This is a genomic window from Oculatella sp. LEGE 06141, assembly GCF_015207605.1.
Classification (GTDB): domain Bacteria; phylum Cyanobacteriota; class Cyanobacteriia; order Elainellales; family Elainellaceae; genus Oculatella.
This window is the reverse complement of the sequence record NZ_JADEWO010000036.1, coordinates 21,270-42,152: the sequence shown is the minus strand read 5'-3', so window position 1 is coordinate 42,152 and position 20,883 is coordinate 21,270. Positions and strand designations below refer to the sequence as shown.

The 20,883-nt window shown below is 51.7% G+C and carries 21 protein-coding genes; 6 read left to right on the top strand and 15 right to left on the bottom strand.

Annotation, left to right across the window (positions count from 1 at the left end; translation table 11 throughout):
- Positions 1-187: 187 nt before the first annotated feature.
- Positions 188-709, bottom strand: coding sequence for a universal stress protein (locus IQ268_RS21310; RefSeq protein WP_193883492.1), 522 nt, complete (start codon positions 707-709; stop codon positions 188-190).
- Between the two features lie 240 nt (positions 710-949).
- Here IQ268_RS21310 and IQ268_RS21305 point away from each other — a divergent pair, with 240 nt between their 5' ends.
- Complete coding sequence (locus IQ268_RS21305; protein ID WP_193883491.1) at positions 950-1,696, top strand: sulfite exporter TauE/SafE family protein; 747 nt, start codon at positions 950-952, stop codon at positions 1,694-1,696.
- On the opposite strand, the gene IQ268_RS21300 is transcribed toward IQ268_RS21305, so the two are convergent.
- Positions 1,693-1,971 carry a Precorrin-3B methylase gene (locus IQ268_RS21300; RefSeq protein WP_193883490.1) on the bottom strand — a complete coding sequence of 93 codons (279 nt, stop codon included), beginning with the start codon at positions 1,969-1,971 and terminating at the stop codon, positions 1,693-1,695. The two genes, IQ268_RS21305 and IQ268_RS21300, sit on opposite strands and share 4 nt — an antisense overlap.
- Positions 1,972-2,045: 74 nt before the next feature.
- Here IQ268_RS21300 and IQ268_RS21295 point away from each other — a divergent pair, with 74 nt between their 5' ends.
- A complete protein-coding gene (locus tag IQ268_RS21295) occupies positions 2,046-2,186 on the top strand; it encodes a hypothetical protein (RefSeq protein WP_193883489.1) in 141 nt (46 codons plus the stop codon).
- A gap of 73 nt (positions 2,187-2,259) precedes the next feature.
- Here the strand turns inward: IQ268_RS21295 and cysS are convergent, their stop codons facing one another.
- Complete coding sequence (gene cysS / locus IQ268_RS21290; protein ID WP_193883488.1) at positions 2,260-3,741, bottom strand: cysteine--tRNA ligase; 1,482 nt, start codon at positions 3,739-3,741, stop codon at positions 2,260-2,262.
- 287 nt (positions 3,742-4,028) lie between these two features.
- Here cysS and IQ268_RS21285 point away from each other — a divergent pair, with 287 nt between their 5' ends.
- Positions 4,029-5,183 (top strand): GTP-binding protein, encoded by a 1,155-nt coding sequence (locus IQ268_RS21285; protein WP_193883486.1) that lies wholly within the window; start codon positions 4,029-4,031, stop codon positions 5,181-5,183.
- A 168-nt stretch (positions 5,184-5,351) separates the two neighbouring features.
- On the top strand, positions 5,352-5,804 hold the full coding sequence (dtd, locus tag IQ268_RS21280; RefSeq protein ID WP_193883485.1) for a D-aminoacyl-tRNA deacylase: 453 nt from the start codon (positions 5,352-5,354) through the stop codon (positions 5,802-5,804).
- Here dtd and IQ268_RS21275 read toward each other — a convergent pair.
- The 3 genes from IQ268_RS21275 to IQ268_RS21265 form a co-directional block, all read right to left on the bottom strand.
- A complete protein-coding gene (locus IQ268_RS21275) occupies positions 5,801-6,505 on the bottom strand; it encodes a GUN4 domain-containing protein (RefSeq protein ID WP_193883541.1) in 705 nt (234 codons plus the stop codon). The genes dtd and IQ268_RS21275 overlap by 4 nt on opposite strands.
- A 143-nt stretch (positions 6,506-6,648) precedes the next feature.
- Positions 6,649-7,212 (bottom strand): adenylyltransferase/cytidyltransferase family protein, encoded by a 564-nt coding sequence (locus tag IQ268_RS21270; protein WP_193883484.1) that lies wholly within the window; start codon positions 7,210-7,212, stop codon positions 6,649-6,651.
- Positions 7,213-7,358: 146 nt separating this feature from the next.
- On the bottom strand, positions 7,359-8,027 hold the full coding sequence (locus tag IQ268_RS21265) for a response regulator transcription factor (protein ID WP_193883483.1): 669 nt from the start codon (positions 8,025-8,027) through the stop codon (positions 7,359-7,361).
- Between the two features lie 562 nt (positions 8,028-8,589).
- Here IQ268_RS21265 and IQ268_RS21260 point away from each other — a divergent pair.
- On the top strand, positions 8,590-10,008 hold the full coding sequence (locus IQ268_RS21260; RefSeq protein WP_193883482.1) for an NADP-dependent isocitrate dehydrogenase: 1,419 nt from the start codon (positions 8,590-8,592) through the stop codon (positions 10,006-10,008).
- A gap of 117 nt (positions 10,009-10,125) precedes the next feature.
- Here IQ268_RS21260 and IQ268_RS21255 read toward each other — a convergent pair whose 3' ends face one another.
- The 9 genes from IQ268_RS21255 to IQ268_RS21215 form a co-directional block, all read right to left on the bottom strand.
- Entirely contained in the window at positions 10,126-11,286 is a 1,161-nt protein-coding gene (locus IQ268_RS21255; protein WP_193883481.1) for a hypothetical protein, read from the bottom strand.
- Between the two features lie 123 nt (positions 11,287-11,409).
- Positions 11,410-12,525, bottom strand: coding sequence for an LptF/LptG family permease (locus tag IQ268_RS21250; RefSeq protein ID WP_228035599.1), 1,116 nt, complete (start codon positions 12,523-12,525; stop codon positions 11,410-11,412).
- Positions 12,526-12,615: 90 nt separating this feature from the next.
- On the bottom strand, positions 12,616-13,344 hold the full coding sequence (gene lptB / locus IQ268_RS21245; RefSeq protein ID WP_193883479.1) for an LPS export ABC transporter ATP-binding protein: 729 nt from the start codon (positions 13,342-13,344) through the stop codon (positions 12,616-12,618).
- A 140-nt stretch (positions 13,345-13,484) separates the two neighbouring features.
- Positions 13,485-14,033, bottom strand: a complete 549-nt coding sequence (locus tag IQ268_RS21240; RefSeq protein ID WP_193883539.1) for an LptA/OstA family protein — start codon at positions 14,031-14,033, stop codon at positions 13,485-13,487.
- Positions 14,034-14,263: 230 nt separating this feature from the next.
- A complete protein-coding gene (locus IQ268_RS21235) occupies positions 14,264-14,692 on the bottom strand; it encodes a DUF309 domain-containing protein (RefSeq protein ID WP_193883477.1) in 429 nt (142 codons plus the stop codon).
- Between the two features lie 52 nt (positions 14,693-14,744).
- On the bottom strand, positions 14,745-15,902 hold the full coding sequence (locus IQ268_RS21230; protein ID WP_193883475.1) for a DUF58 domain-containing protein: 1,158 nt from the start codon (positions 15,900-15,902) through the stop codon (positions 14,745-14,747).
- Positions 15,903-16,022: 120 nt separating this feature from the next.
- Positions 16,023-18,032 (bottom strand): serine/threonine-protein kinase, encoded by a 2,010-nt coding sequence (locus IQ268_RS21225; RefSeq protein WP_193883473.1) that lies wholly within the window; start codon positions 18,030-18,032, stop codon positions 16,023-16,025.
- 555 nt (positions 18,033-18,587) lie between these two features.
- Positions 18,588-18,899, bottom strand: a complete 312-nt coding sequence (locus IQ268_RS21220; protein WP_193883471.1) for a DUF3593 domain-containing protein — start codon at positions 18,897-18,899, stop codon at positions 18,588-18,590.
- Positions 18,900-19,000: 101 nt separating this feature from the next.
- The gene (locus IQ268_RS21215) at positions 19,001-19,354 is read right to left on the bottom strand and encodes a DUF2499 domain-containing protein (RefSeq protein ID WP_193883469.1); all 354 of its coding nucleotides are present in this window, start codon (positions 19,352-19,354) and stop codon (positions 19,001-19,003) included.
- A 202-nt stretch (positions 19,355-19,556) separates the two neighbouring features.
- Between IQ268_RS21215 and csaB the strand changes: the two genes are divergently transcribed.
- Positions 19,557-20,597 carry a polysaccharide pyruvyl transferase CsaB gene (gene csaB, locus IQ268_RS21210; RefSeq protein WP_193883467.1) on the top strand — a complete coding sequence of 347 codons (1,041 nt, stop codon included), beginning with the start codon at positions 19,557-19,559 and terminating at the stop codon, positions 20,595-20,597.
- Positions 20,598-20,883: the final 286 nt, after the last annotated feature.

The window sequence follows — 20,883 nt, the reverse complement described above, 5'->3', positions numbered from 1 at the left end:
GCTGAACGGGGTAGACCAGCAGCGCTCAAGACATTACCTATGAAGCGTAAAAGCTACAGTTTTGCTTAACCTCTACCCAAAGGGACGGTGTTTAGAGACACCAAAAATCAGAGCTATGCCTTAGTAGGTAGCTCTTAAGCAGGTAGCCCGCAGAAAATAAAAGTCCCAACCGCTCTACTAACCCCGATCACCGAGCATCAGCTTCCGGTTTTGCTACCCTTATGCCTCGCTGAGGCGTTTGCACCGTCAAGACTGAACACGGGGCATGGTGTAAGACATAGTTGCTAACGCTGCCAATCAGAATTTCGCTTAACCCGGATAGTCCGCGTCGTCCCATGACGATCAAGTCTGCTTCCCACTCCAGCGCTAATCTGCAAATGGCTCGTCCGGGATCTCCGGCTACTTGAGTGAACGTGGCTCTTACACCCGCCTCAGTGGAGTGTTGAATCTGGAATTGCAACAGTTCTAGCCCCTGCTGTTTATGCATTTCCCAGCGGTGCTGATACCGTTCAAACGTTGCCACATTGGGCACAGGAAAGAACCCAGTGCGGTAGTAAGCTGGTGCGTCTGAACTGCCTTCGTCTTCAAACGACAAAACATGGACGAAGTTTAATTCAGCTTGAATGGCGGCCGATAGCGCGATCGCTTCCTGCACCACACGCCGATTAGCAGTGGATTGATCAATAGCAACCAGGATTTTTTGAATCATACAGACCTCTTGCAATCTGCAATGACATTTCAACTGACATTCCAGCAGAAGCCACCACCACGACAGCCATCTCCCGAACGTCTAGCAAATGCCGCACCGATGCTGCTCCGGTTAACCCATGCGGTTGCCTTCATTGTATGAAAATGCCCATCTACATCGATGCTGAAAAGATGTGGCTTTGCTTATAACTTGTAACCAACAGGTTAGGATGAGATGCTGCTCATGTGCGATTGAAGTCCTATGCCCCTCATCTTATTGGGACTTGTCAGTTTTGTGGCGTGGTTTATCAGCATGATCGCTGGCGGGGGTAGCCCCCTGATTCTGATTCCGCTGGTCAGTTTTTTGTTTGGTTCCGATGCGATCGCTCCGGTCATTACTACCGGGATGCTGGTGGGAAACGCGCAGCGAACGCTGTACTTTTGGCAGGAAATTGATTGGGACATTACCCGGTGGTATCTGCCTGGGGCGATCGCCGGAGCCATTCTGGGAGCATACACGCTGACGCAAATTCATGTAGATTGGCTGCCAACCCTGGTTGGGATTGCGCTGTTGCTTATGGTTGCCAACTATGGGCTAGGCAAAGTGCTGAGCCAACCCAAGGCTCCCCTGCCAATCAAGCCGTGGTACTTTCTGCCGCTGGCCTTTTGCAATGCGTTTGGCTCGGGATTAATTGGCAGCATGGGGCCAATTTTGAACCCAGTTTATCTCAGCTATGGGTTGGTTAAAGAACGCATGATTGCCACTAAATCAGTGCATGTTGTGGTGATTCACATCGTTAAACTGATGACCTATGCCGTGTTGGGCACGCTAACCGTACCTGATTTGACCTGTGGGTTAATCATCGGACTGGCGGCCATTCCTGCTAACTGGCTCGGTAAACGAGTACTCGATAAAATGAGCGGCGACCAGTTTCAGCAAACGGTCTTTGCCTTTGTTGCCGTTAGCGGCATTTTAATGCTGTGGCAGCAGTCCTCGCTGTTGCCCTAGCGGTTGCGTTTCTTCTTGCGTTTCGTATGGCCGCCAGGTGGGGTGCGGTCTGCGCCAAAATATTTTTCGCTGCGATAGCGTAGCCACACCCGCAGAACTTGTGGAATCTTCTCTTTCTGTTCTTTGGTGAGCGTGTTGTAGAGTTGCAAAGCCCGATCGCGCTCTCGGCGGCAGGCAGAATTATTGTGGGCATCCCAATAGGAGCGTGCTACCCGAATGCGGCGACACACTTCTTTGATTAAAGCGTCTCCTGCGAGTGGAGTATCGTCCTTCACCGTGTTGCGTTGGATATGACACTTCCTATTCTAGGGTGGTCTACTAGCATCCATGCTTGCGGTAGGCTGCCCTTTTGCTGCAATTAAAAACCGCGATCGCCTTTGGCATAAACCCTGGGGCGATCGCGTTGGTAGATGCAAACTTTCAAAACTTGGGATGGACGGCTGTTCAGAAGCCGGGAAAAATGAAGCGATCGCTTTTCGACATCCGTTGACTATATCTTGTTCCAACTTGCTTTCATTCACCCGATAGGGCAACTTTGCAAGTGAGACTGTCCTTAGATCGAATTATTCACGCCGCCATGTAGTGATGCCACCGGGCTTGTCAATCAAAATGATGCCCTGGGCGCTCAGTTCATTGCGAATGCGATCGGCCTCTGCAAAGTTTTTGGCCGCTTTTGCCACTCGCCGTTGTTCAATTTGTCCCTCAATATCAGAGTCCGATACGGTTCCTTCATCAGGAGATTCTGCTGCTAAAGTGGCTTCCAGTCCCAAAACCTGCGCCAAAACGACCAGCGTTTGCCACTCCTGTCGCAGGGTGTGTGGATCGATCGCCGCTTTGCCTTCGTGGGTCAGGCGATTGCCCTCCTTCTGCAATTCCTTCGCCAACTCAAACAAGACGGCCAGCCCACCCGAAGTGTTGAAGTCATCATCCATGGCCGCCTGAAAGCGCTGAACGGTATCGCTATTCTCTGAAATTCGCATCGCCGCCGGATCGCCAAAAGACGTATCCTCAGTATCCGTCCAGCCCAATGGTTTGCCGTGTTTATAGCCAAACAGCAGCCCTTCTTTGAGCGTCTCCCAACCGTTGTGGATAGAAGCGATCGCCTCATCGGTAAAGTCGATCGGCTTGCGGTATTGCGCCTGCAAAATAAATAGCCGCAGCACCATTGGCTCAACGCCTGAATCGAGCAGTTGGCGAATTGTGGTGAAGTTGCCCAATGACTTCGACATCTTTTCGCCGCCCACGGTTACCATGCCGTTGTGCATCCAGTAGCGGGCTAAGGGCTTGCCCGTTACCGCCTCAGATTGAGCAATTTCATTTTCATGGTGGGGAAAAACTAAGTCGTTCCCGCCAGCGTGAATATCGATGGTGTCTCCCAGGCGATCGCGCACCATCGCTGAGCATTCGATGTGCCAGCCGGGACGGCCTTCTCCCCAGGTTGATGACCAGGCTGGTTCTCCTGGTTTAGCGGCTTTCCACAGGGCAAAATCAACAGGATCACGCTTCCTTTGTGCATCTGGATCGTCAGTATCCACCCGTCCGCTGGCACCCACCTGCATGTCTTCTAGCTTGCGACCCGACAACTTGCCATACTCAGCAAACGCCCGCACCGCATAATAAACATCGCCATCGGCAGGGTAAGCATAGCCCTTTTGTTCTAGCTCATGAATCAAACGCTGGATGCCGTCGATCGTATGCGTGGCACGGGGATAGTCATCGGCTTCCATGACGTTCAGCCGCGTCATATCCTCAAAATAGGCTTGAATAAAGCGTTCAGCCACCTCCTGCATCGAGGAACCTTCCTGACGAGCACGGTTGAGGATTTTGTCATCAATATCGGTGAAGTTTTGCACATAACGCACGTCATAGCCGCGCCAGCGTAGATAGCGACGCACCACATCCCAAATTACACACGCCCTGGCATGACCCAAATGGCAGTAGTCATAGACTGTTACGCCGCAGTAATACATCAGCACCTTACCCGGCTCTAGCGGTTCAAAGGATTCCTTCCGGCGGGTGAGGGTGTTGTAGAGTGTCAAAGTCATGGTTTGCGAGTATTTAGAAGCGACGAATTAGGATAGAGGTGGAAGGGAGGAAGTTAGCCTACTCCAGAAGAGGTCAGGCTTACTCCAGGGATGTCCTTCAAAAACTTATCACTCCTCGGGCTGCTAGTTTTGCCGTCGCCCTGAAACAACGTCCGGCAAATCAGCAATAATGGGAGTGATAATCAAGCACAGAAGCGATGCCCCCTAGAACCAGTCGGACGCTTCTGCCACCCTTTGCTTCTGCCACCCTTTACAGTTAATATTCTGACGTTTTTAGCCTCTGCACTATGCAATCAGCAGTCTCCCCCAATCAGTCTTCGCTCATGGATGATGCCAAACATGGGCTTCCGGTCACCATCATCACAGGATTTCTGGGTAGCGGCAAGACAACCCTGCTGAACCACATTTTGAGCAACCAGGAAGGTCTTCGCACTGCCGTATTGGTAAACGAGTTTGGTGAAATTGGCATCGATAACGATCTGCTCATCACCACTGAAAATAGCGATAACAACATGGTGGAGTTGAGCAATGGCTGCATTTGCTGCACCATTAACAATGACTTAATGGAAGCGGTTTATAAGGTATTGGAGCGAGAAGACCAGATCGATTATCTGGTGGTAGAGACGACTGGACTGGCCGATCCATTACCGATCGCCCTCACCTTCTTAGGAACCGAACTGCGCGACCTGACCCGTCTCGATTCCATTGTCACCCTGGTAGACTCGGAAAACTACAGCCTCGACTTGTTCAACAGTCAGGCCGCCTACAACCAAATTGCCTACGGCGACATCATCTTACTGAACAAAACGGATCTGGTAGATGAAGCCGACCTCGACTCTCTAGAACTCAAAATTCGCGACATCAAAGAGGGTGCTAGAATCCTGCGAACCAACCACTCACAAGTGCCACTGCCGCTGATTCTCAGCGTTGGTTTGTTTGAATCAGACAACTATTTTGGTGCTGAAGATAAAGCGCATGGGCACGATCATGACCATCATGCTCACGACCATCATGAGCATGACCATGCTCACGACCACGATGATCATACGAACTGCGATCACGATCACGGGCATTGCGACCACGACCATGCTCATGAGCATCATCACCATTCCGATCATTTAGCGATCGATGGGTTCACTTCCATTTCGTTCCAGAGCGATCGTCCCTTTGCCATCAAGCGGTTCCAGCACTTCCTGGACAACCAGCTTCCTTCTACGGTGTTCCGCGCCAAGGGCATTCTCTGGTTTGAAGAGAGTCCAAAGCGCCACATTTTCCACCTCAGCGGCAAACGGTTCTCGCTCGATGACAGCGAGTGGCAAGGTCAACCCAAGAACCAACTGGTGTTAATTGGACAAAACCTGGAGCACGATAAGCTCCGGGCACAATTGCAGCACTGTGTGTGCTTGCCCTCTGCTAATCGCGGCAAGGGGTTCGGTCGCTAAAGCATGAAATTACCCTGCTTTGCGTGCCCTACCGTCAGCGATTAACGTCAAGCTCTACTGATTAGGATTGGACGTTACAGGCCATCTGGCTGCTGTTGAACCACCCGATCCTAATCAGGTTGCCGATGCGAAGCACAAACGCTGTCATATTGTCTAAATTTACCCAGAATGCGAGTTGTCCTTCAGCGTGTCACTTCGTCTCAAGTCGTTGTTGATGGCGAAGTCGTTGGCCACATTGGCCGGGGGCTAAACTTGTTAGTGGGGATCGCGGCTACTGATACCGACGCGGAAGTAGAATGGATGGCACGAAAATGCCTGGACTTGCGGCTATTTCCCGCCGAAGAAGGCGATCGCTTCGACCGTTCCGTGCAGGACATTAAGGGAGAGATACTGGTGGTGAGCCAGTTTACGCTCTATGGCGACTGCCGCAAAGGGCGACGGTCATCGTTTGACCGTGCTGCTGTGCCTCAGGTGGCTGAGGCAATGTACGAGCAGTTTGTCGCCAACCTGAGGCAAAGCGGACTGCGAATCGAAACAGGGCGCTTTGGTGCCATGATGCAGGTTTCGATTGAAAACGATGGCCCGGTAACGCTGATCTTAGAACGAGAGGGCGATCGCTAAAGCTCGGTTGTCCAGGCCGGATGAGCCAGTATGGCTGAAATGACTCGAACGCCCCGCAGTTGATTGGAAAGCGGCAAGTGTCCTCGTGGCGCACTCAAGTTCCAGGTAAATTCGCCAGGGTAGCGCGTCCAGGCATTGCCTCGTTTCCAACCGATCTGCTCCCAGAGTTTATCCCAATCTTTGCCAACCCCAAGCCACAGTTCCCGCTGTACCGAAAAGCCAAACTTACCCTCAGAATGAAGTAACCAGAGTGAGTTGATGGTCTGCAAATCGGTAATGGGGAAGCTTTCGACCTCAGTAAAGTAGAGCCATCGGCGCTGCACAGCAACCTCTCCTGCCAATTCGCACAGCTTTTCTATGGTGGCGCGATCGGCGGCTTCAAAGTCCTGCGTTGCCAACAGCCGCTGTAGGGGTAAATAATCTACTCCCCGCTCCGAGCGCAACGACACAACGCCCTGGGGAAAATGAGCTTGCAAAAATTCTCTGGTTTGGGCGGTATCCGCCGCGATTAATGCTTGGTAAATTTTGCCGTCGATCAGTTCGATTGGCTTGCTCTGGCGTTCCAGTAAAAAACTCATGAGCGCTTCTAGCCCGGTCTCGCCTTTGCTGGCTAGCTCTTCAACGAGTTGCAATTGATTTTTGCCAGATGCAGATTGGAGTTGGGATAACAGGTTAGTCATTGCATCAGGAACGTTTTGCATCGTGGCAGAACTGGAATTAAAGGTAGAGCTACTTGTCTGAGGGTGCTGCATGGCAAGCATGAGTCAACGACAACACTGTTGGTGAGATTTAGTGAGATCGAATTCAACCCGTTCAATCTTCACTTTAACGGTAGATGGCTCCGTTACGAAGGGGGGGGGAGCGGTTCCTTGCGGTTCTCTCGTTTTGAAGCGTCGCTATTGCTCAGCCCATTCACCGTCCTGGAGCTTAAAATCTGGCTAACAATAGCGGTTGTTGAACTGGGGACTTCAATTTGAACGAGTTCAATGCGACCACCATAGGCCGCAACGGTTGGCGCTTCTGGCAGCGTTTCTAAATCGTAGTCGCCCCCTTTGGCGTAGATGTCGGGTTGCAGGGCTTGAATCAGGCTTGTCGCCGTAGCTTCCGAGAACACGATCACCGCATCCACTGGCTTGAGTGCCGCTAAAACTTCGGCACGCTGTTCCTCTGGCACAATCGGACGGGGCGGTTTTCCAGCAGAGGGAGGCTTGATGCTGCGAACCGATCGATCGCTGTTTAACCCAACCACTAGCGATCGCCCCAGCGTTTTTGCTGTTTGCAGATAGCGCACATGCCCAGCGTGCAGCAAATCAAAACAACCATTGGTAAACACTAACGGTCGCCATTGCTCTGGGCAGGCTGCGATCGCGTGCTGCAATTCAGAGAGCGTATAAACACCAGAAATCATGCAGAGCTAAGATGTACGGAACCAGGATGCAACACATCAACTATGAAGCATGACAGAGGGAACCGCCTCAACAATGCCTCAAGCGTAAGCAGTCTACCATTTCCAGGGTCACGCTCAACCATTCTCCAGCTTCTTGCCCCGTTGCTCTATTCCCTGGTGCCTGATTCAGCCTGGGGGCGATAGCCCCGTTCAAAGGCAAAGCGAATGAGCTGAGAGCGATTCTCAAGCTGAAGTTTGCTCAAAATATTGCTGAGATGCGTTTGAACCGTGCGAGGGCTAACAAACAGGCGATCGCCAATTTGCTTATTGGTAAAGCCCTGAATCACTTCCCAAAACACTTTTTCCTCTGCCGGGGTTAACGGTAACGGCTGCCGTGCAGGCGCAGGCGCTTCTGACTCTTTGGGGTTAGAATGCTGCATCAGCCGCACAATTTCAGAGTGGATGCGGCGCGATCGCTCTAACTGAGATTCAATTTTGGCAACCAGTTCCCGTGGCTCAAACGGCTTGATTAAATAATCGTCTGCCCCGATCTGATGCCCCTGGATGCGATCGTCCACTTCCTTGCGGCTGGAGAGGAAGATAAACGGCACCAGTTGCCCTGAGCGCATGGCGCGTAACCGCCGACAAAACTCCATGCCGTCCATTTCGGGCATCATCACGTCTGAGACAACCAGGTCGGGAGGATGGTGTTCAAACAGGGTCAGAGCTTCTGTTCCAGAGCTAGCGTCTTGAACGGAATAGCCCCGATTTTGGAGATAGCGAATTAGCGCCGTTCGCAACGTAATATCATCATCCACAATCAGAATCTTTTTCATTCCATCCCACCTACACCAGAAAGGCGGTTATGAAGTGATACTGAAATTAACTGTAACGGATTGGTTTTGACCATTGGATGCTTGAGCATAGGGTGATAAAAACGAAACCTAGTAAAATGCAGGACTCTAACGATTGGCCCAACTATAAATGATGAGCGTGCTGACCATTAGAAAGCTCACAAGCCGAATTGGGAAAGCACTAGATGTCGATTTATTCTAATACTCATTGCCCTGTCGATTACTTAATGATATGGAGGAGTTTAGGACACGCTTTAAGGATGACTTAAGCAGCATATCGTTCCTAAAAAGCTGCAAAGTCGTTCGGTTGTCAGTATTTTGCTGCTAGTCTATCTGCACTCATTCAAATCTAATTAAACCCGAACCTATAAATCAATATTATTAATATCAACCTATACAGGCGATGAATCCTGAACGAGAAACCAATCGGGGAGGCTCGCGAGCCAAGACAGCTTATGTGAGAAATTTACCGATTTTAGCTTTAAGATCCGGTAATCTTTTGACTGAATATCAGCACCGCTAGCCATGAGGAACCGTCCCAGTTATGTACGAAAAGATTATTCCCCCTACAACTGGATCGCGTATCACGTTTGAAAACGGTGAACCAGTTGTGCCAGATAATCCCATTATTCCCTTCATTCGCGGAGACGGAACAGGAGTCGATATTTGGCCTGCTACTCAACGGGTGATTGATGCGGCGATCCACAAAGCGTATGGCAATCAGCGTCAAATTACCTGGTTCAAAATTTACGCTGGAGATGAAGCGTGCGATGTTTACGGCACATATCAGTATTTGCCGGATGACACTCTCACGGCGATTAAAGACTATGGGATTGCGATCAAAGGGCCGCTCACCACTCCGATTGGCGGCGGCATTCGTTCCTTAAACGTGGCGTTGCGCCAGATCAACGATCTCTACGCCTGTGTGCGGCCATGCAAATATTATGCAGGAACCCCCTCGCCCCATAAATCTCCAGAAAAACTGGATGTGATTGTTTATCGGGAAAACACAGAAGATATTTACCTGGGGATTGAGTGGAAGCAAGGAAGTGAGATTGGCGATCGCCTGATCAAATTGCTCAATACTGATCTGATTCCGGCCACCCCCGAACATGGCAAGAAGCAAATTCCGCTCGATTCAGGCATTGGAATTAAACCCATCAGCAAGACTGGATCGCAACGGTTAGTGCGCCGTGCCATGAAACACGCCCTGCGGTTGCCCCAGCACAAGCAAATGGTGACGTTGGTGCATAAGGGCAACATTATGAAATACACCGAAGGCGCGTTTCGAGACTGGGGATATGAACTCGCCACAACGGAGTTTCGCGCTGAATGTGTCACCGAACGCGAGTCCTGGATTTTGGGCAACAAAGAAAAACAGCCCGATCTCAGCGTCGAAGACAACGCTCGCCTGGTAGAACCGGGGTACGATGCCCTCACACCTGCAAAGCAGGCAGAAGTCTGTGATGAAGTAACAGCGGTATTAGACTCCATCTGGTCTACCCACGGCAACGGTCAGTGGCAGGAAAAGATTATGGTGAACGATCGCATCGCAGACAGCATTTTTCAGCAAATTCAGACCCGTCCAGACGAGTATTCCATTCTGGCTACGATGAACCTGAACGGCGATTACTTGTCCGATGCGGCAGCGGCGATCGTCGGTGGCTTAGGTATGGGGCCAGGAGCCAACATCGGCGATACCTGTGCCATTTTTGAAGCGACGCACGGCACCGCTCCAAAACATGCCGGATTGGATCGAATTAACCCCGGTTCACTGATTCTGTCCGGGGTAATGATGCTGGAATATATGGGGTGGACTGAAGCCGCCGATTTGATTAAAACCGGCTTGGGTACGGCAATTTCTAGCCAAGAAGTGACCTATGACCTGGCTCGAATGCTGGAACCTCCTGTTCCGCCGTTGAAGTGTTCAGAATTCGCTGAGGCGATTATCAACCACTTCTAGGGGTGATGTGCCCTCAGCAACCACGGCTGCCGTCAGATTAAGACAGGGACATCCCATAGGATGTCCCTGTCCTACAGAGAACGAGTTAGGGAACGAGTCGGGATTATTCAGAAATATCTAAGGATTGGAAAAGGTGTTAATTTCTCCGCCACCAATCGGACGACCAATACCAGGACGGCGTAATGGAGCCTCTTGTAGTTCTGGCTGTGTTACTTGAGGCTGAGGAACAGGCGCAGAATAGCCGTAGGGCGAAACGGAAGTCTGATTAGTTCCGTAGTTTGGCGTGATATAGGATTGGGGCGGGTTATATTGCGGTTGCGGTATTGTGGGCGCTAGTTGTGGGGCGGGTTGAAGCCCCGGTACTGATGGATAACCGTTAAAGTTTGAGTAGCCGCCGCTATTGGGCACACCTGAATTAGGAATCACAGGATTAGGCGCTCTCAAGCTGGGCGGTATAACGTATCCTGTTGTGCCTGGTGGAGGTGAGGTTTGGGGCAAATTTTGGTTGAATTGCCCTGTTGTCATTCCCGCTGCCGGGGCAGCAGGAGCGATCGCCGAGTTGGGGGTAGAACTTTCGATCGCCGATTGCAGCGGGCTAGACGTTGAACTGGATTGGTCGGATGTAGTTGGGGCGTTGTACCCGTTGACACCAGTGGCAGGAGCCACGCCAAAGGAGCCAGTGCCAGGAGGGCTTTGTGCTTCAGCCGCCGAGAGTCCAGAACCGTTAGAACGGCTGTTATTGCTATCAAACTCAACTGGATCTGAAAGGGTAGAGTTAGAAGGGCGGCTCTGGTTGGTCAACGAGTTGCTTTGGCTCGATTGCTGGCGTTCAAGCCCTCTACCTAAATTGTCGTTCAGCAGAGGAACATCGGCATCGAGTCCAGACAAAATCGCCTGTTGAGGTAACTCAGGAGGCGCAGTGGCCTGAGACGGTTCACCTGTTAACCCCAGTGAAGACGACTGGTTGAAATTATCCATCTCATCGAGCAACAGCGGCAAATTGTCGATATCAGCACCGATCGCCCGCTCTTCATCAGATAGCAACGAACCAGTGCTTCTTTGGCCGGGTGTCAGCCCGTCCAGACTGGTTACACCCGATGCACCAGACGCATTTGAGCTATAGGTACTGCCTTGGTCGCTCGTTACCCAGTAAACCGAGGCGATCGCAATCGCCAACAGCCCGGCTGCTGAACCCCATACCGCTGGGCGGCGCTTAAGAACGCGCAGACGCGCTTTGATGTAACGCAAGGAGACAGGAAACCGCTCAGACCTCGACATAATTCTGATGCCTCTCCAGCTCATGGTTTAGAAACTACTTAATTCTAACTGCTCAATTCAGACTGCCCAACGTCTTTAGGTATAGGCATCAGGCAAAGCAGGTAGCCCCCAAAAAGCGTCACCTTAATGAGCCGAGCGATACAAGAGAAACCCTCCAGCCGCTAAGCCGACAATATTAGGAATCCACCCACCCAGGAAAGGCGAAATGGCTCCCCCCTGGGCGATCGCCCCACAAATGAACAATAGTAAGTAATACCCAAAGATAATCACGATACTAATCGCAAACCCAGTGGCTCTTCCCGTTCGCTCCAGACGTGCCCCCAGAGCGGCTCCGACCAGGCCAAACACAACGCAAACAAAAGGCAACGCTAATTTCTGTTGATGCAGCCGAATTCTTAGCTTGCGGATTCTCCCTTCGTTCCCGCTCTGTTTGAGGAGGTCAATGTATTGCAACGATTCGACAATATTCATCTCTTCGTAGTCGCGCCGTCGAGAGGCTAAGTCGAGCGGCGCACGAGGTAGCCTCAGTTTTTGATTATCAAACCGGACGATATTCCGAAATGAACCGTCAGCCGACACAATATAGATCGTGCCATCCGAAAAATCCCATACATTTTCAGACGGACTCCATACCGCTGACTGGGCACTGACAATCTGATTCAGCCCTTCCCGCGAAAAATCCAGAATCGTCAGCCCTTTCATGCGTTCGCCATTAAATTCTCTGGCATAGAACAGGCGAGACAACATGTCGTGCTTGTCTCCATCTTCTTCGACCACTCGTTCAAATTCTTGGTAAAGAATATTTCGTTCCTGGAAAGGCAGCCTTTCTTCGTCGAGCGCTTTTTCCAGGGTAATCGCCGCCTGGTAATTTGCCGCAGGCACAATCATTTCATTAAAGGCAAAGGTTAAGCCTGTGACCATGAAACAAAAGATAATGGCGGGCAAAATCATGCGATAGACGCTAACACCGCATCCCTTCAGCGCGGTCAGTTCGCTATCGCTGGAAAACCGACTGAAGGTCATCAGCGTCGCCAGCAGCGTGGACATGGGGAAGGAATAAACCACAAATTGCGGCAGCTTCAACACCAGGACTTCTGCGGCGATCGAAATGGGTACTCCTGAGTCAGTCACCCGGCGGATCAGGTCAAACAGCGCCCCAACCGAGACCCCAATTGACGAAAACGCCCCGACACCAAACAAAAACGGCAACGCCAGTTCTGTGACGATATATCGATCCATGATCGACAGCTTTGGCCACCAGCTCCAGGATGAGAACTGCGGGCTGGAAGAGTTTGAAACACCAATCGTCATAAGAAGTTAAGGTATGGGCTACGGCTGGAAACTGTTTCCTAGGTAGTACTCACGCACTAACGGGTTGCTATAAAGCTCCTCGGAACTACCAGATGCCAGGATCTGACCATCTCGCATGATATAGGCTCGATCCGTAATCGACAATGTTTCGCGCACGTTGTGGTCGGTGATCAGGATGCCCATCTGGCGATCGCGCAAGCGGGCAATAATCGCCTGAATCTCGTTAACGGCGATCGGGTCAATTCCGGCAAACGGTTCATCTAGCAGCAAAAACTGGGGGCCGTTTTGTCCGGCAGCAAGCGCCCTGGCAATCTCGGTTCGGCGACGTTCTCCACCCGATACGCGGTTTCCGGCAGTGGCCGCTATTTTTTCCAGGCGAAACTCCTTAAGCAGGTCGTGCAGCCGTTCTTTTCGTTCGTGCCGGGGCACATCGGTTTGCTGCAACACCAGCAAAATGTTGTCTTGAACGCTGAGATGGCGAAAAATGCTTGGTTCTTGCGCCAGATAACCAACTCCTAATCTTGCCCGCTCATACATGGGCAACCGGGTGATATCGGCATCGTTTAGCCAAACCCGACCCTGATCGGGCTTTTCGCGACCAGTGGCTATATAAAATGTGGTAGTTTTACCCGCTCCGTTTGGCCCCAGTAAGCCAACGACTTCGCCTCTACCGACCGAAAGACTGACGCGATTGACCACAACGCGCCGACTATACTGCTTATGAATATTCTCCAGCACGATTTTCAACGGCGTACTCTCACAAGCTGATTCTGCGGATGCCAATGCAGGAATAAATCGGTCTTGATTCTATCAGAGTCAGACGACTAGAGAAGCTTAAGACAAAATAGAAACCCCAGAAGAGCCTGACCCAGGCTCCTGTGAATTGCCTATGGGCTGATCGGGGTTTTGAACTCTGGCTTTGGATTGTAGTCTGCTTCCGGCACGGGTGTGGCGGTTGTTGATGAGGTTGTTGAGGCGGTCGTTGCGACTGGGGCGTTAGGGTCAGGAACAATATAAATGGACTCAACCTGTCGTCCTGAATCGGGTAGCGCCACAAACCGACCCTCATCTACCAGATAGGTAATCGTTTCGCCCCGTAGACTATTGCCTTCTTGCAAGACGTATACATCGCCACTTAAAACAATGCGGCGTTCGCGGCTGTAGTATTGCGCCTGAATGGAGGTTGCTTGAATTTGGCGGGCTGGATAGTTGATTTGAACGTTGCCCCGTGCCGTAATCACTCCTGTAACAGAGTTGGCTTCTTGGATATCTGAGCGCAGGGTTAAAGCTTGCCCTGGAGCCTCGCCAGTGGCCTGAGCAGCGGCAGAATTGAATGCCGTGGGTGGAGCGATCGCGCCGACCAGAGTGGCTGTCGATAACACAGCCAGGCTCAAACGGCGCAGGGTTTTGGTGGGTAAGTGAGGAGCAAGCGACATAACGGTGTATGGGTCCAGAAAAGAGTTAAGAGAACTGGGTAGAGCCGCTGTAACGGTTGGCAACTGTCAATGGGTCACTCAGGCCGCTTGACTCTAGTTCAGGTCAAGCTAGCGTTATGGTACCAATACCTTTATATCTTCTACCGTTTCAGTTCTAATGACCGTGCGAATACCGGTGAGGTTTCCATACTGTCACAGAGCTTTATCGAACGTCTACTGCCTGTAACAAATTACTCGTCCATGCTGGAGACGAGTTGAATTGTGGGCAACGCAGTGGAACTGATGGCAGAATCGGTGGGGCGATCGCCGAGCACACGGGCAGCGATCGCTTCAGCTTGTGTCGCATCTGCCTGCTGCAACTGGCTGAGCAAGTCGATACTTTCGTCAATCAACGCATCCACATTCAAGTTGGCGTAGTCAGGGCTGTAACGCCGGAGCCGATTCACGCCCTCACCCAGCAAAATCATTGCTCCGCGATAGTTGCGGTTGCCCAGGTGATAAAGCGCCACTGCAATTTGTAAGATGCCCTGGTAAAAGGTTCTCTCAGGTTCTAACGCTTCCATCCAGAGCGCTTCTAGCGTGTCGTGGCAATCGTAGTACTGTTGCTGGTTAAATTGCTCGACCCCGTGCCAAAAGGCGGGCGGTACGGCTTCAGTCATGGGGTGTGTAGGTCGAATAGGAACATCAAGTTTCCCCTCAACTCCGGTAAGTTTATCCTGTTGGATGCGCTTGAAGCTGCAATTGCAGCGATTCGTTCGGTTGAATCATTAATCCGGGATGAAGCGGATCGGCTGGTGGGCTGGAGCGAAACGGTGGAGTTGGGGCTGACCACAGTAACCAGCGGCTGCCGTGGGGCAACGTGCCAACGCTGTTGAGATTGGGAGTGAGCCAGAGCAGCGGCAGGTTTGGCAAATCGTCTGCTGTGGGTTCTTCTTGCGCTTGAATGGCCGCCAGCGTTTCTAAGACAGCACGATCGCCGCGAACTAATCCAGACCCGGCAGTCCACAAACAAACCTGTAAGCCACGCTGAACGGCGTAAAAGTAAAGCGATGCGGCAGCGGTGACGGCTTGCTCAAAGGCTTCTGCATACCAGGCGATCGCGCTGTCGAGACAGACCACCAGTTCTTGTCCACCCGTATAGTTTTCCAGTTCTCGCACTCTCAATTCTCCGTAGCGGGCACTGCTGCGCCAGTGGATCAACCGGGTTGAGTCACCCCAGCGGTAGGGGCGAACGGTGCGAGTTAAACCCTCGGTGGCAGCAGTGGCACGGTAATCATGCTGTACCCGGTAGTTATTGTCTTTGCCAAGGTCATCAATAATAGGACACTGCGTTAAGGGTAGAACGGTGGGATAAACGATGGCGATCGCCTTGACTGTTTGCTGACGGCGACACCAAAATAGCCCCAAAGGCGCGCCAGTTCTCAGTTGAACCGTTTGCCAGCGGTAGACTCCTCGTCGCTGAGTGGGTTGACTGTATCTCCAGTTGTAAACTCCCTGTGCCGGAATCACGTCGATGGATTGGGGAGCCGGTTGGGTCAACCCCGGCGGCAACAGATCGTAGACCTGAAACAGCGGCTTGGGCTGGTTGCTGCGATTGGCGATCGCCAGCTCAACGGCCAGTGGTTCACCGACGCTAACGGGCAGAATTGGGGGACGGCTGATCTGAATTTGTCGCAGCGATCGCTCGGTTAATACGGCGGCGATCGCCAATAGCGCCAGCATCACACCGCTCATCACGTACAGCCAGCCAGCCATAGTATTAGTGGCGGCTCCGAAGAAGAATAGGGCAAGCCCCGTCATTAACCAGCCGCTATAAGCAGGGGTTATCCAGCGGGTTTCTAGCCAGTGAGTAATGTGTCGATGCAACATGGGTGAAACTGTGGAGGCTGGTTTAATGCAACGGTTGCAGTTAACCAGGCCGTTTTTTAAAGCACTGCTTCATCGTAGACCTGACCCGTTGAAACACCAAACGTCAAACCTACCGAACATTTAACCGGGCAGGTGCCAAAGTTTGATGGTCTGGTCGGAACTGCCGCTCACTAGCATCTTGCTATCTGGGGTAACGGCGATCGCGTTGACGCTATCTAAGTGATCGGTCCAGGTCTCTATTACGTCGCCGCTGCTCAAATTCCATACCTTAATTGTGGTGTCGCTGCTGCCGCTAATTAACGCCTTGCCGTTGGGCGTAATCGCCAGTGTGTTGACATCGCGTGAATGAGCCGACAGGGTACGAAGCAACTCGCCCGTCCGCAAATTCCAGAGCTTGACTGTCTTATCTTTACTGCCAGTTGCCATCAGTTGGTTGTCAGGCGCGATCGCCACTGCGTTAACTGAATTTAAATGGCCTTGCCAGGTGTTGAGTCGGTCGCCGCTTTGCAGGCTCCACAGTTTAATTTTGTTGTCTAGTCCGCCGCTTGCCAGCAATTTACCATCGGAGCTGATGGCGATCGCCTTCACCATTCCGGCCACCCCCACCAGCGTTTTGAGCGGCACCCCGCTATTGAGTTGCCACAGACGAATCGTCCGATCTTCACCACCGCTTGCCAGCAGTTTTCCATCGGGAGTAATGGCTACCGTATTGACATCTCTCGAATGCCCGGTCAACGTGCGAAGCAACGCGCCCGTGTGCAGGTTCCAGAGTTTCAGAGTGTAGTCGTCACTGCCGCTAATCAACAGCTTGCCGTCTGGGCTGATGGCGATCGTATTCACCGCTTTGACATGCCCCTTCAGGGTAGACAAAAGTTCTCCCGTCTTGAAGTTCCAGATTTTGATCGTGTCATCCAGGCTACTGCTTACCAACAGTGGCGCAACTGGACTGATCGCAACACAGGTAACCCAGGAAGAATGTCCAGCAAAGGTATGAATACAGGCACTACTCGCGGCTCTCATCAGCGGTGGTCTTGAAAGACCGGGTTTAGAAACAGGCTGATTTGATGTGGGGGGTTTAGAAGTAGGGGGGGTAGAAGTAGGCGGCCTGGACGGATTTTGGCTAAGGGGAGTTTGCCTCTGCGCCGCCGGGTTAGAAACGGCAGACTTGGACAGCGCTGCCGTTCGGCTAGTAGACACAGGCGCACTCGCCTTAACGCCACGCGCAGCAGGAGAAAAGGAATCGGCATTTAAGTCACGCATGACTTCATCTGCTGACTGGTAGCGCTCGTTCACCAGATCCTTCAGCATCTTGTTCAAAATGTCCGCAAACTGATCGCTAACGACTGTTTTGCGCTCCAGTAAATATTCGCGCCACATCCAGCGACCGTTTAACGGGTCATATAAGGTGTCTGGTTTCGCCTGCGTTAACAGATGCAGGCAAGTGGCTCCCAGGCTATAGATATCGCTAGCGGGATAAGCTTTTCCGCCCCGAAACTGTTCCATTGGAGCATAGCCCTCGGTGCCAATTCGAGTACCCGGTTCAGCCACCGATTCTTCGCTCAACCGCTTTGCCACCCCAAAATCAATCAGCATGAGGCGATCGTCCGTATTGCGCCGCAAAATATTCATCGGTGTGATGTCCCGGTGAATAACTTGATGCTGATGGACAAAGCGTAGAACCGGCAAAATATCAGACAGCACATCCCGAACTTGCCGTTCGTTGAAAGCACCTTGCTGCCGCATTTGTTGCAACAGGCTTTGGCCTTCAATGAACTGCTGGACTAAATAGAGATACCCATCGTGTTCAAAATAGGCCAGCAATGTTGGAATTTGAGAATGCTCTCCTAATTCATGCAGCCGTACAGCCTCCTGGTTAAATAGCCGAACTGCTTTTTCAAGCGATTTCGTTCCCTGAACTTGGGGTGAAAACTGCTTAATCACACAGCGGGCATCCAGGCGATCCTGATCCAACGCTAAATAGGTTTTACCAAACCCCCCCTGCCCCAACGGCTCCACTGCCCGATACCGTCCCCTAAGGGAGATAATCAATCCGGCTCCGCAGCTCTGGCACGCAATTGCATCATCAGAGTTTTGGGGGTGCGGGCAGCGGGGGTTTAGACAGCAAATCATGGCGGTAGTGCACTCAGGCTGTTAGGAACTTGAACCTTCTCTGACACAGCACTGTAGCCTGTCTGAGATATGGCAGAGACGGACGGGGATTGGAACTAAAACCAATGGAGCAGGGGGATGCAATCCTGGCGCTGATATAGATGCAAATAGCAGTGTTTGAGGTTGTATAAGCTGACATTTAGTAACTTAAAGCAAGAACCCAAACGATTAAGATTTTTGTTACTGGGGCATTGGCTGAGCCAAATAAGAGCTAACTCTTCTCAGCTTAATTTGAGATCAAACGTGACGCGGTTGAAATCTAACTTTCCCTGACAAATGGCATTAATGATAAAGCTTATCTCACTTCTTAAACAGGAGTACAGCCTGGAGAAAGCAAAAGAAGCGATCGGCACGGCAACGCAAATCTTTGCCAGGAAATGTGTATCAAAGCGAACGAATTTGACGAGATGCCTTTTGAGCGATCGCCCAGTCCGTCAATGGACGGTCATAGAATCAGGTTGTTAAAGATTTCCTGACAGAACTGTGCCAACGTATTTCGTTCAGGTTCTAAATTTGCTAAGCCTCTGGTTCCGACGGCTGCCGACGTTGCAAAATAGCTTGCCGAAATCCCAAGACAACCAGAATATTGGACAGCGTCAAGAAAAACTCGGCACCACCGTGGAGAAAATCAACATTAGCGAGTGATTCGTTGTAAACCACCTGAGCATAAATTCCAACTGGAATGGTTACCGCAACAAACACCAGAGTCATATAAAACCCAATGAGCGCCAGGCGCGGCAGTTGTCCCGATCGCGTGACAAACCACAAAAAACCTAAATACGGGAACAGGGACACAGCAAACAGAGCTTCTTTGGAAATGGGAAACATAGGCAGCGATTGATGCAGGAGACACATTACAGAACCGAAGCAGCGGGGATAGCAAAGCTGTCCGGGGCATTCAGCCTCAGAAGGTTGACACTGCTAGAAACCTACTCAAACTCCGTCTGTTCAGACGGCTCCGACTGCGCCCGATGTGTTGTAGGGTTGCTCAACCTGGACGATCGCCAAATCCACCAACCCGCAGCGCAAAGGGTAACGTTGCCCACTACCGTCATGGCGGCCTGTAGCGTTACCAGCCAGTCCAGCGAAGCCGGGTTGTCGAAAAAATGCCAGGTGCAGGCACACATGGCGCTCACTAACGCCGGAAGCATCGCCAGCGATAGCGATCGCCACGCCGAATTTTGCGTCGTCTCGCCGTACACCCAAATCAGCCAGATGGCTGCAATCCACTCAATGACGCTAGAGACGTGAATAATCCAGGTGGGAATAGAAAGGGCGTGCATTACTTTATGTAACTCTTTATCTGACTACGTTCAGCGCTATTTTCAATGTTGTTTTTCAGTGAAAGTGAGGGAATTGAGGAGGGGGATGCATCTGGTGCTGCATTCGACCGGAGCAAGCCAAAACTCAAGCCCTCTAGTTCAAAACTCTTTCCCTACTCCGGTATTGTAAGGGGTATGGTACTGGAGATAACGTGGGGCGCAGATGCAAGCAGTGTTGTGTGGTTATTACGGCAAAGGGAATGGAGGCGATGAAGCCCTACTTGCTGCGTTGCTGCAAATGCTGCCCGATCAGGTAACGCCGCTGGTGTTGTCCGGTAATCCGGCTGAAACGCAAGAGCGCTATGGAGTTGCCGCCTGCGATCGCATGTCCACCTTTGCGGTCTTGAAAGCCTTGCGCCAGTCAGATGTCTTTATTTGGGGAGGCGGCAGCCTCATTCAGGACTCAACCAGTGCCATTAGCCCCTTTTACTACGCCGGGTTGATGGGGTTGGCACAGCGGATGGGGCTAAAGACGATCGCTTGGGCACAAGGAATTGGCCCGCTTCATCGCACCATCACCCGTCAGGTCGCCCAACGAGCCTTCCAGGGCTGCACTGCTGTCAGTGTCCGCGATCGCGCCTCTGCTGCCTTACTCGCTGAATGGAAGATTCCGTTTACATTAGCGCCTGATCCAGTTTGGGCATTGGAGTCTGAGCCAGTACCCGGCCTGTGGGATCTGCCTGCACCACGAGTTGCTGTGGCGCTCCGGTCTCATCCATTACTAACCCCAGCCCGTCTTCAGGTTCTTATCCAGGCTCTTGCTGCCTTCCAAGCCGCAACCCAAACCTGTATTTTGCTGATTCCATTCCAACCTGAACGAGATTTGGCGATCGCTAAGGCCATTCAACCCCATCTTCCGGGCGCGACTCAAATTCTAACGCTGAGTCATCCCCAGCAGTTGAAAGGGGTGTTTCGTGGCGTTGAAATGGCGATCGCGATGCGCTATCACGGGTTAATCATGGCTGCCGCCGATGAGTGTCGTTGCTTTGCCCTGAGCTACGACCCCAAAGTTAGCCAGTTAATGCAAGACCTTGCCATTCCAGGCTGGACACTAGAGCAAATTCCAGAGCAGCCCAATCAGGTGAGCCAGACCTGGCTAGAACACTACGCTAATGGCGAGTCGCTCTCCACCGATCAGATCCGCTCGCTGGTCGATCGGGCTTTAATGCATCGAGAACTACTCAAAGACGTGTTGAGGGCGTGACTTCACTTTCGCAACCTAACATTCCGCAACCTAACTTCCGCAACCTGGAACGGAGCGGAACGGCTTGTACTGCTAATAGTACCGTAACCAGGTTTACAGCAAGGCTTGATAACTTGCGATAGGACTAATCGATGTAAATGATCAATGCCAATTGCGTTTAATGAATAGTTTGTTAACAGCAATGGCAAAAGGATTGACATACTGACCATTTCACTTTATCAGTGAGCCAATCTCAATCCAAACTGTCTCAAAATCTCCACATTTAACTTAAAGAATGCTGTCAAAT

Excerpts from the sequence above, each read along its gene's own strand:
- IQ268_RS21310 (WP_193883492.1), bottom strand. The coding sequence starts at position 709 with ATGATTCAAAAAATCCTGGTTGCTATTGATCAATCCACTGCTAATCGG.
- IQ268_RS21305 (WP_193883491.1), top strand. The coding sequence starts at position 950 with ATGCCCCTCATCTTATTGGGACTTGTCAGTTTTGTGGCGTGGTTTATC.
- cysS (WP_193883488.1), bottom strand. The coding sequence starts at position 3,741 with ATGACTTTGACACTCTACAACACCCTCACCCGCCGGAAGGAATCCTTT.
- IQ268_RS21285 (WP_193883486.1), top strand. The coding sequence starts at position 4,029 with ATGCAATCAGCAGTCTCCCCCAATCAGTCTTCGCTCATGGATGATGCC.
- dtd (WP_193883485.1), top strand. The coding sequence starts at position 5,352 with ATGCGAGTTGTCCTTCAGCGTGTCACTTCGTCTCAAGTCGTTGTTGAT.
- IQ268_RS21275 (WP_193883541.1), bottom strand. The coding sequence starts at position 6,505 with ATGCAAAACGTTCCTGATGCAATGACTAACCTGTTATCCCAACTCCAA.
- IQ268_RS21270 (WP_193883484.1), bottom strand. The coding sequence starts at position 7,212 with ATGATTTCTGGTGTTTATACGCTCTCTGAATTGCAGCACGCGATCGCA.
- IQ268_RS21265 (WP_193883483.1), bottom strand. The coding sequence starts at position 8,027 with ATGAAAAAGATTCTGATTGTGGATGATGATATTACGTTGCGAACGGCG.
- IQ268_RS21260 (WP_193883482.1), top strand. The coding sequence starts at position 8,590 with ATGTACGAAAAGATTATTCCCCCTACAACTGGATCGCGTATCACGTTT.
- IQ268_RS21255 (WP_193883481.1), bottom strand. The coding sequence starts at position 11,286 with ATGTCGAGGTCTGAGCGGTTTCCTGTCTCCTTGCGTTACATCAAAGCG.
- IQ268_RS21250 (WP_228035599.1), bottom strand. The coding sequence starts at position 12,525 with ATGGATCGATATATCGTCACAGAACTGGCGTTGCCGTTTTTGTTTGGT.
- IQ268_RS21240 (WP_193883539.1), bottom strand. The coding sequence starts at position 14,033 with ATGTCGCTTGCTCCTCACTTACCCACCAAAACCCTGCGCCGTTTGAGC.
- IQ268_RS21235 (WP_193883477.1), bottom strand. The coding sequence starts at position 14,692 with ATGACTGAAGCCGTACCGCCCGCCTTTTGGCACGGGGTCGAGCAATTT.
- IQ268_RS21230 (WP_193883475.1), bottom strand. The coding sequence starts at position 15,902 with ATGTTGCATCGACACATTACTCACTGGCTAGAAACCCGCTGGATAACC.
- IQ268_RS21225 (WP_193883473.1), bottom strand. The coding sequence starts at position 18,032 with ATGATTTGCTGTCTAAACCCCCGCTGCCCGCACCCCCAAAACTCTGAT.
- IQ268_RS21220 (WP_193883471.1), bottom strand. The coding sequence starts at position 18,899 with ATGTTTCCCATTTCCAAAGAAGCTCTGTTTGCTGTGTCCCTGTTCCCG.
- IQ268_RS21215 (WP_193883469.1), bottom strand. The coding sequence starts at position 19,354 with ATGCACGCCCTTTCTATTCCCACCTGGATTATTCACGTCTCTAGCGTC.
- csaB (WP_193883467.1), top strand. The coding sequence starts at position 19,557 with ATGCAAGCAGTGTTGTGTGGTTATTACGGCAAAGGGAATGGAGGCGAT.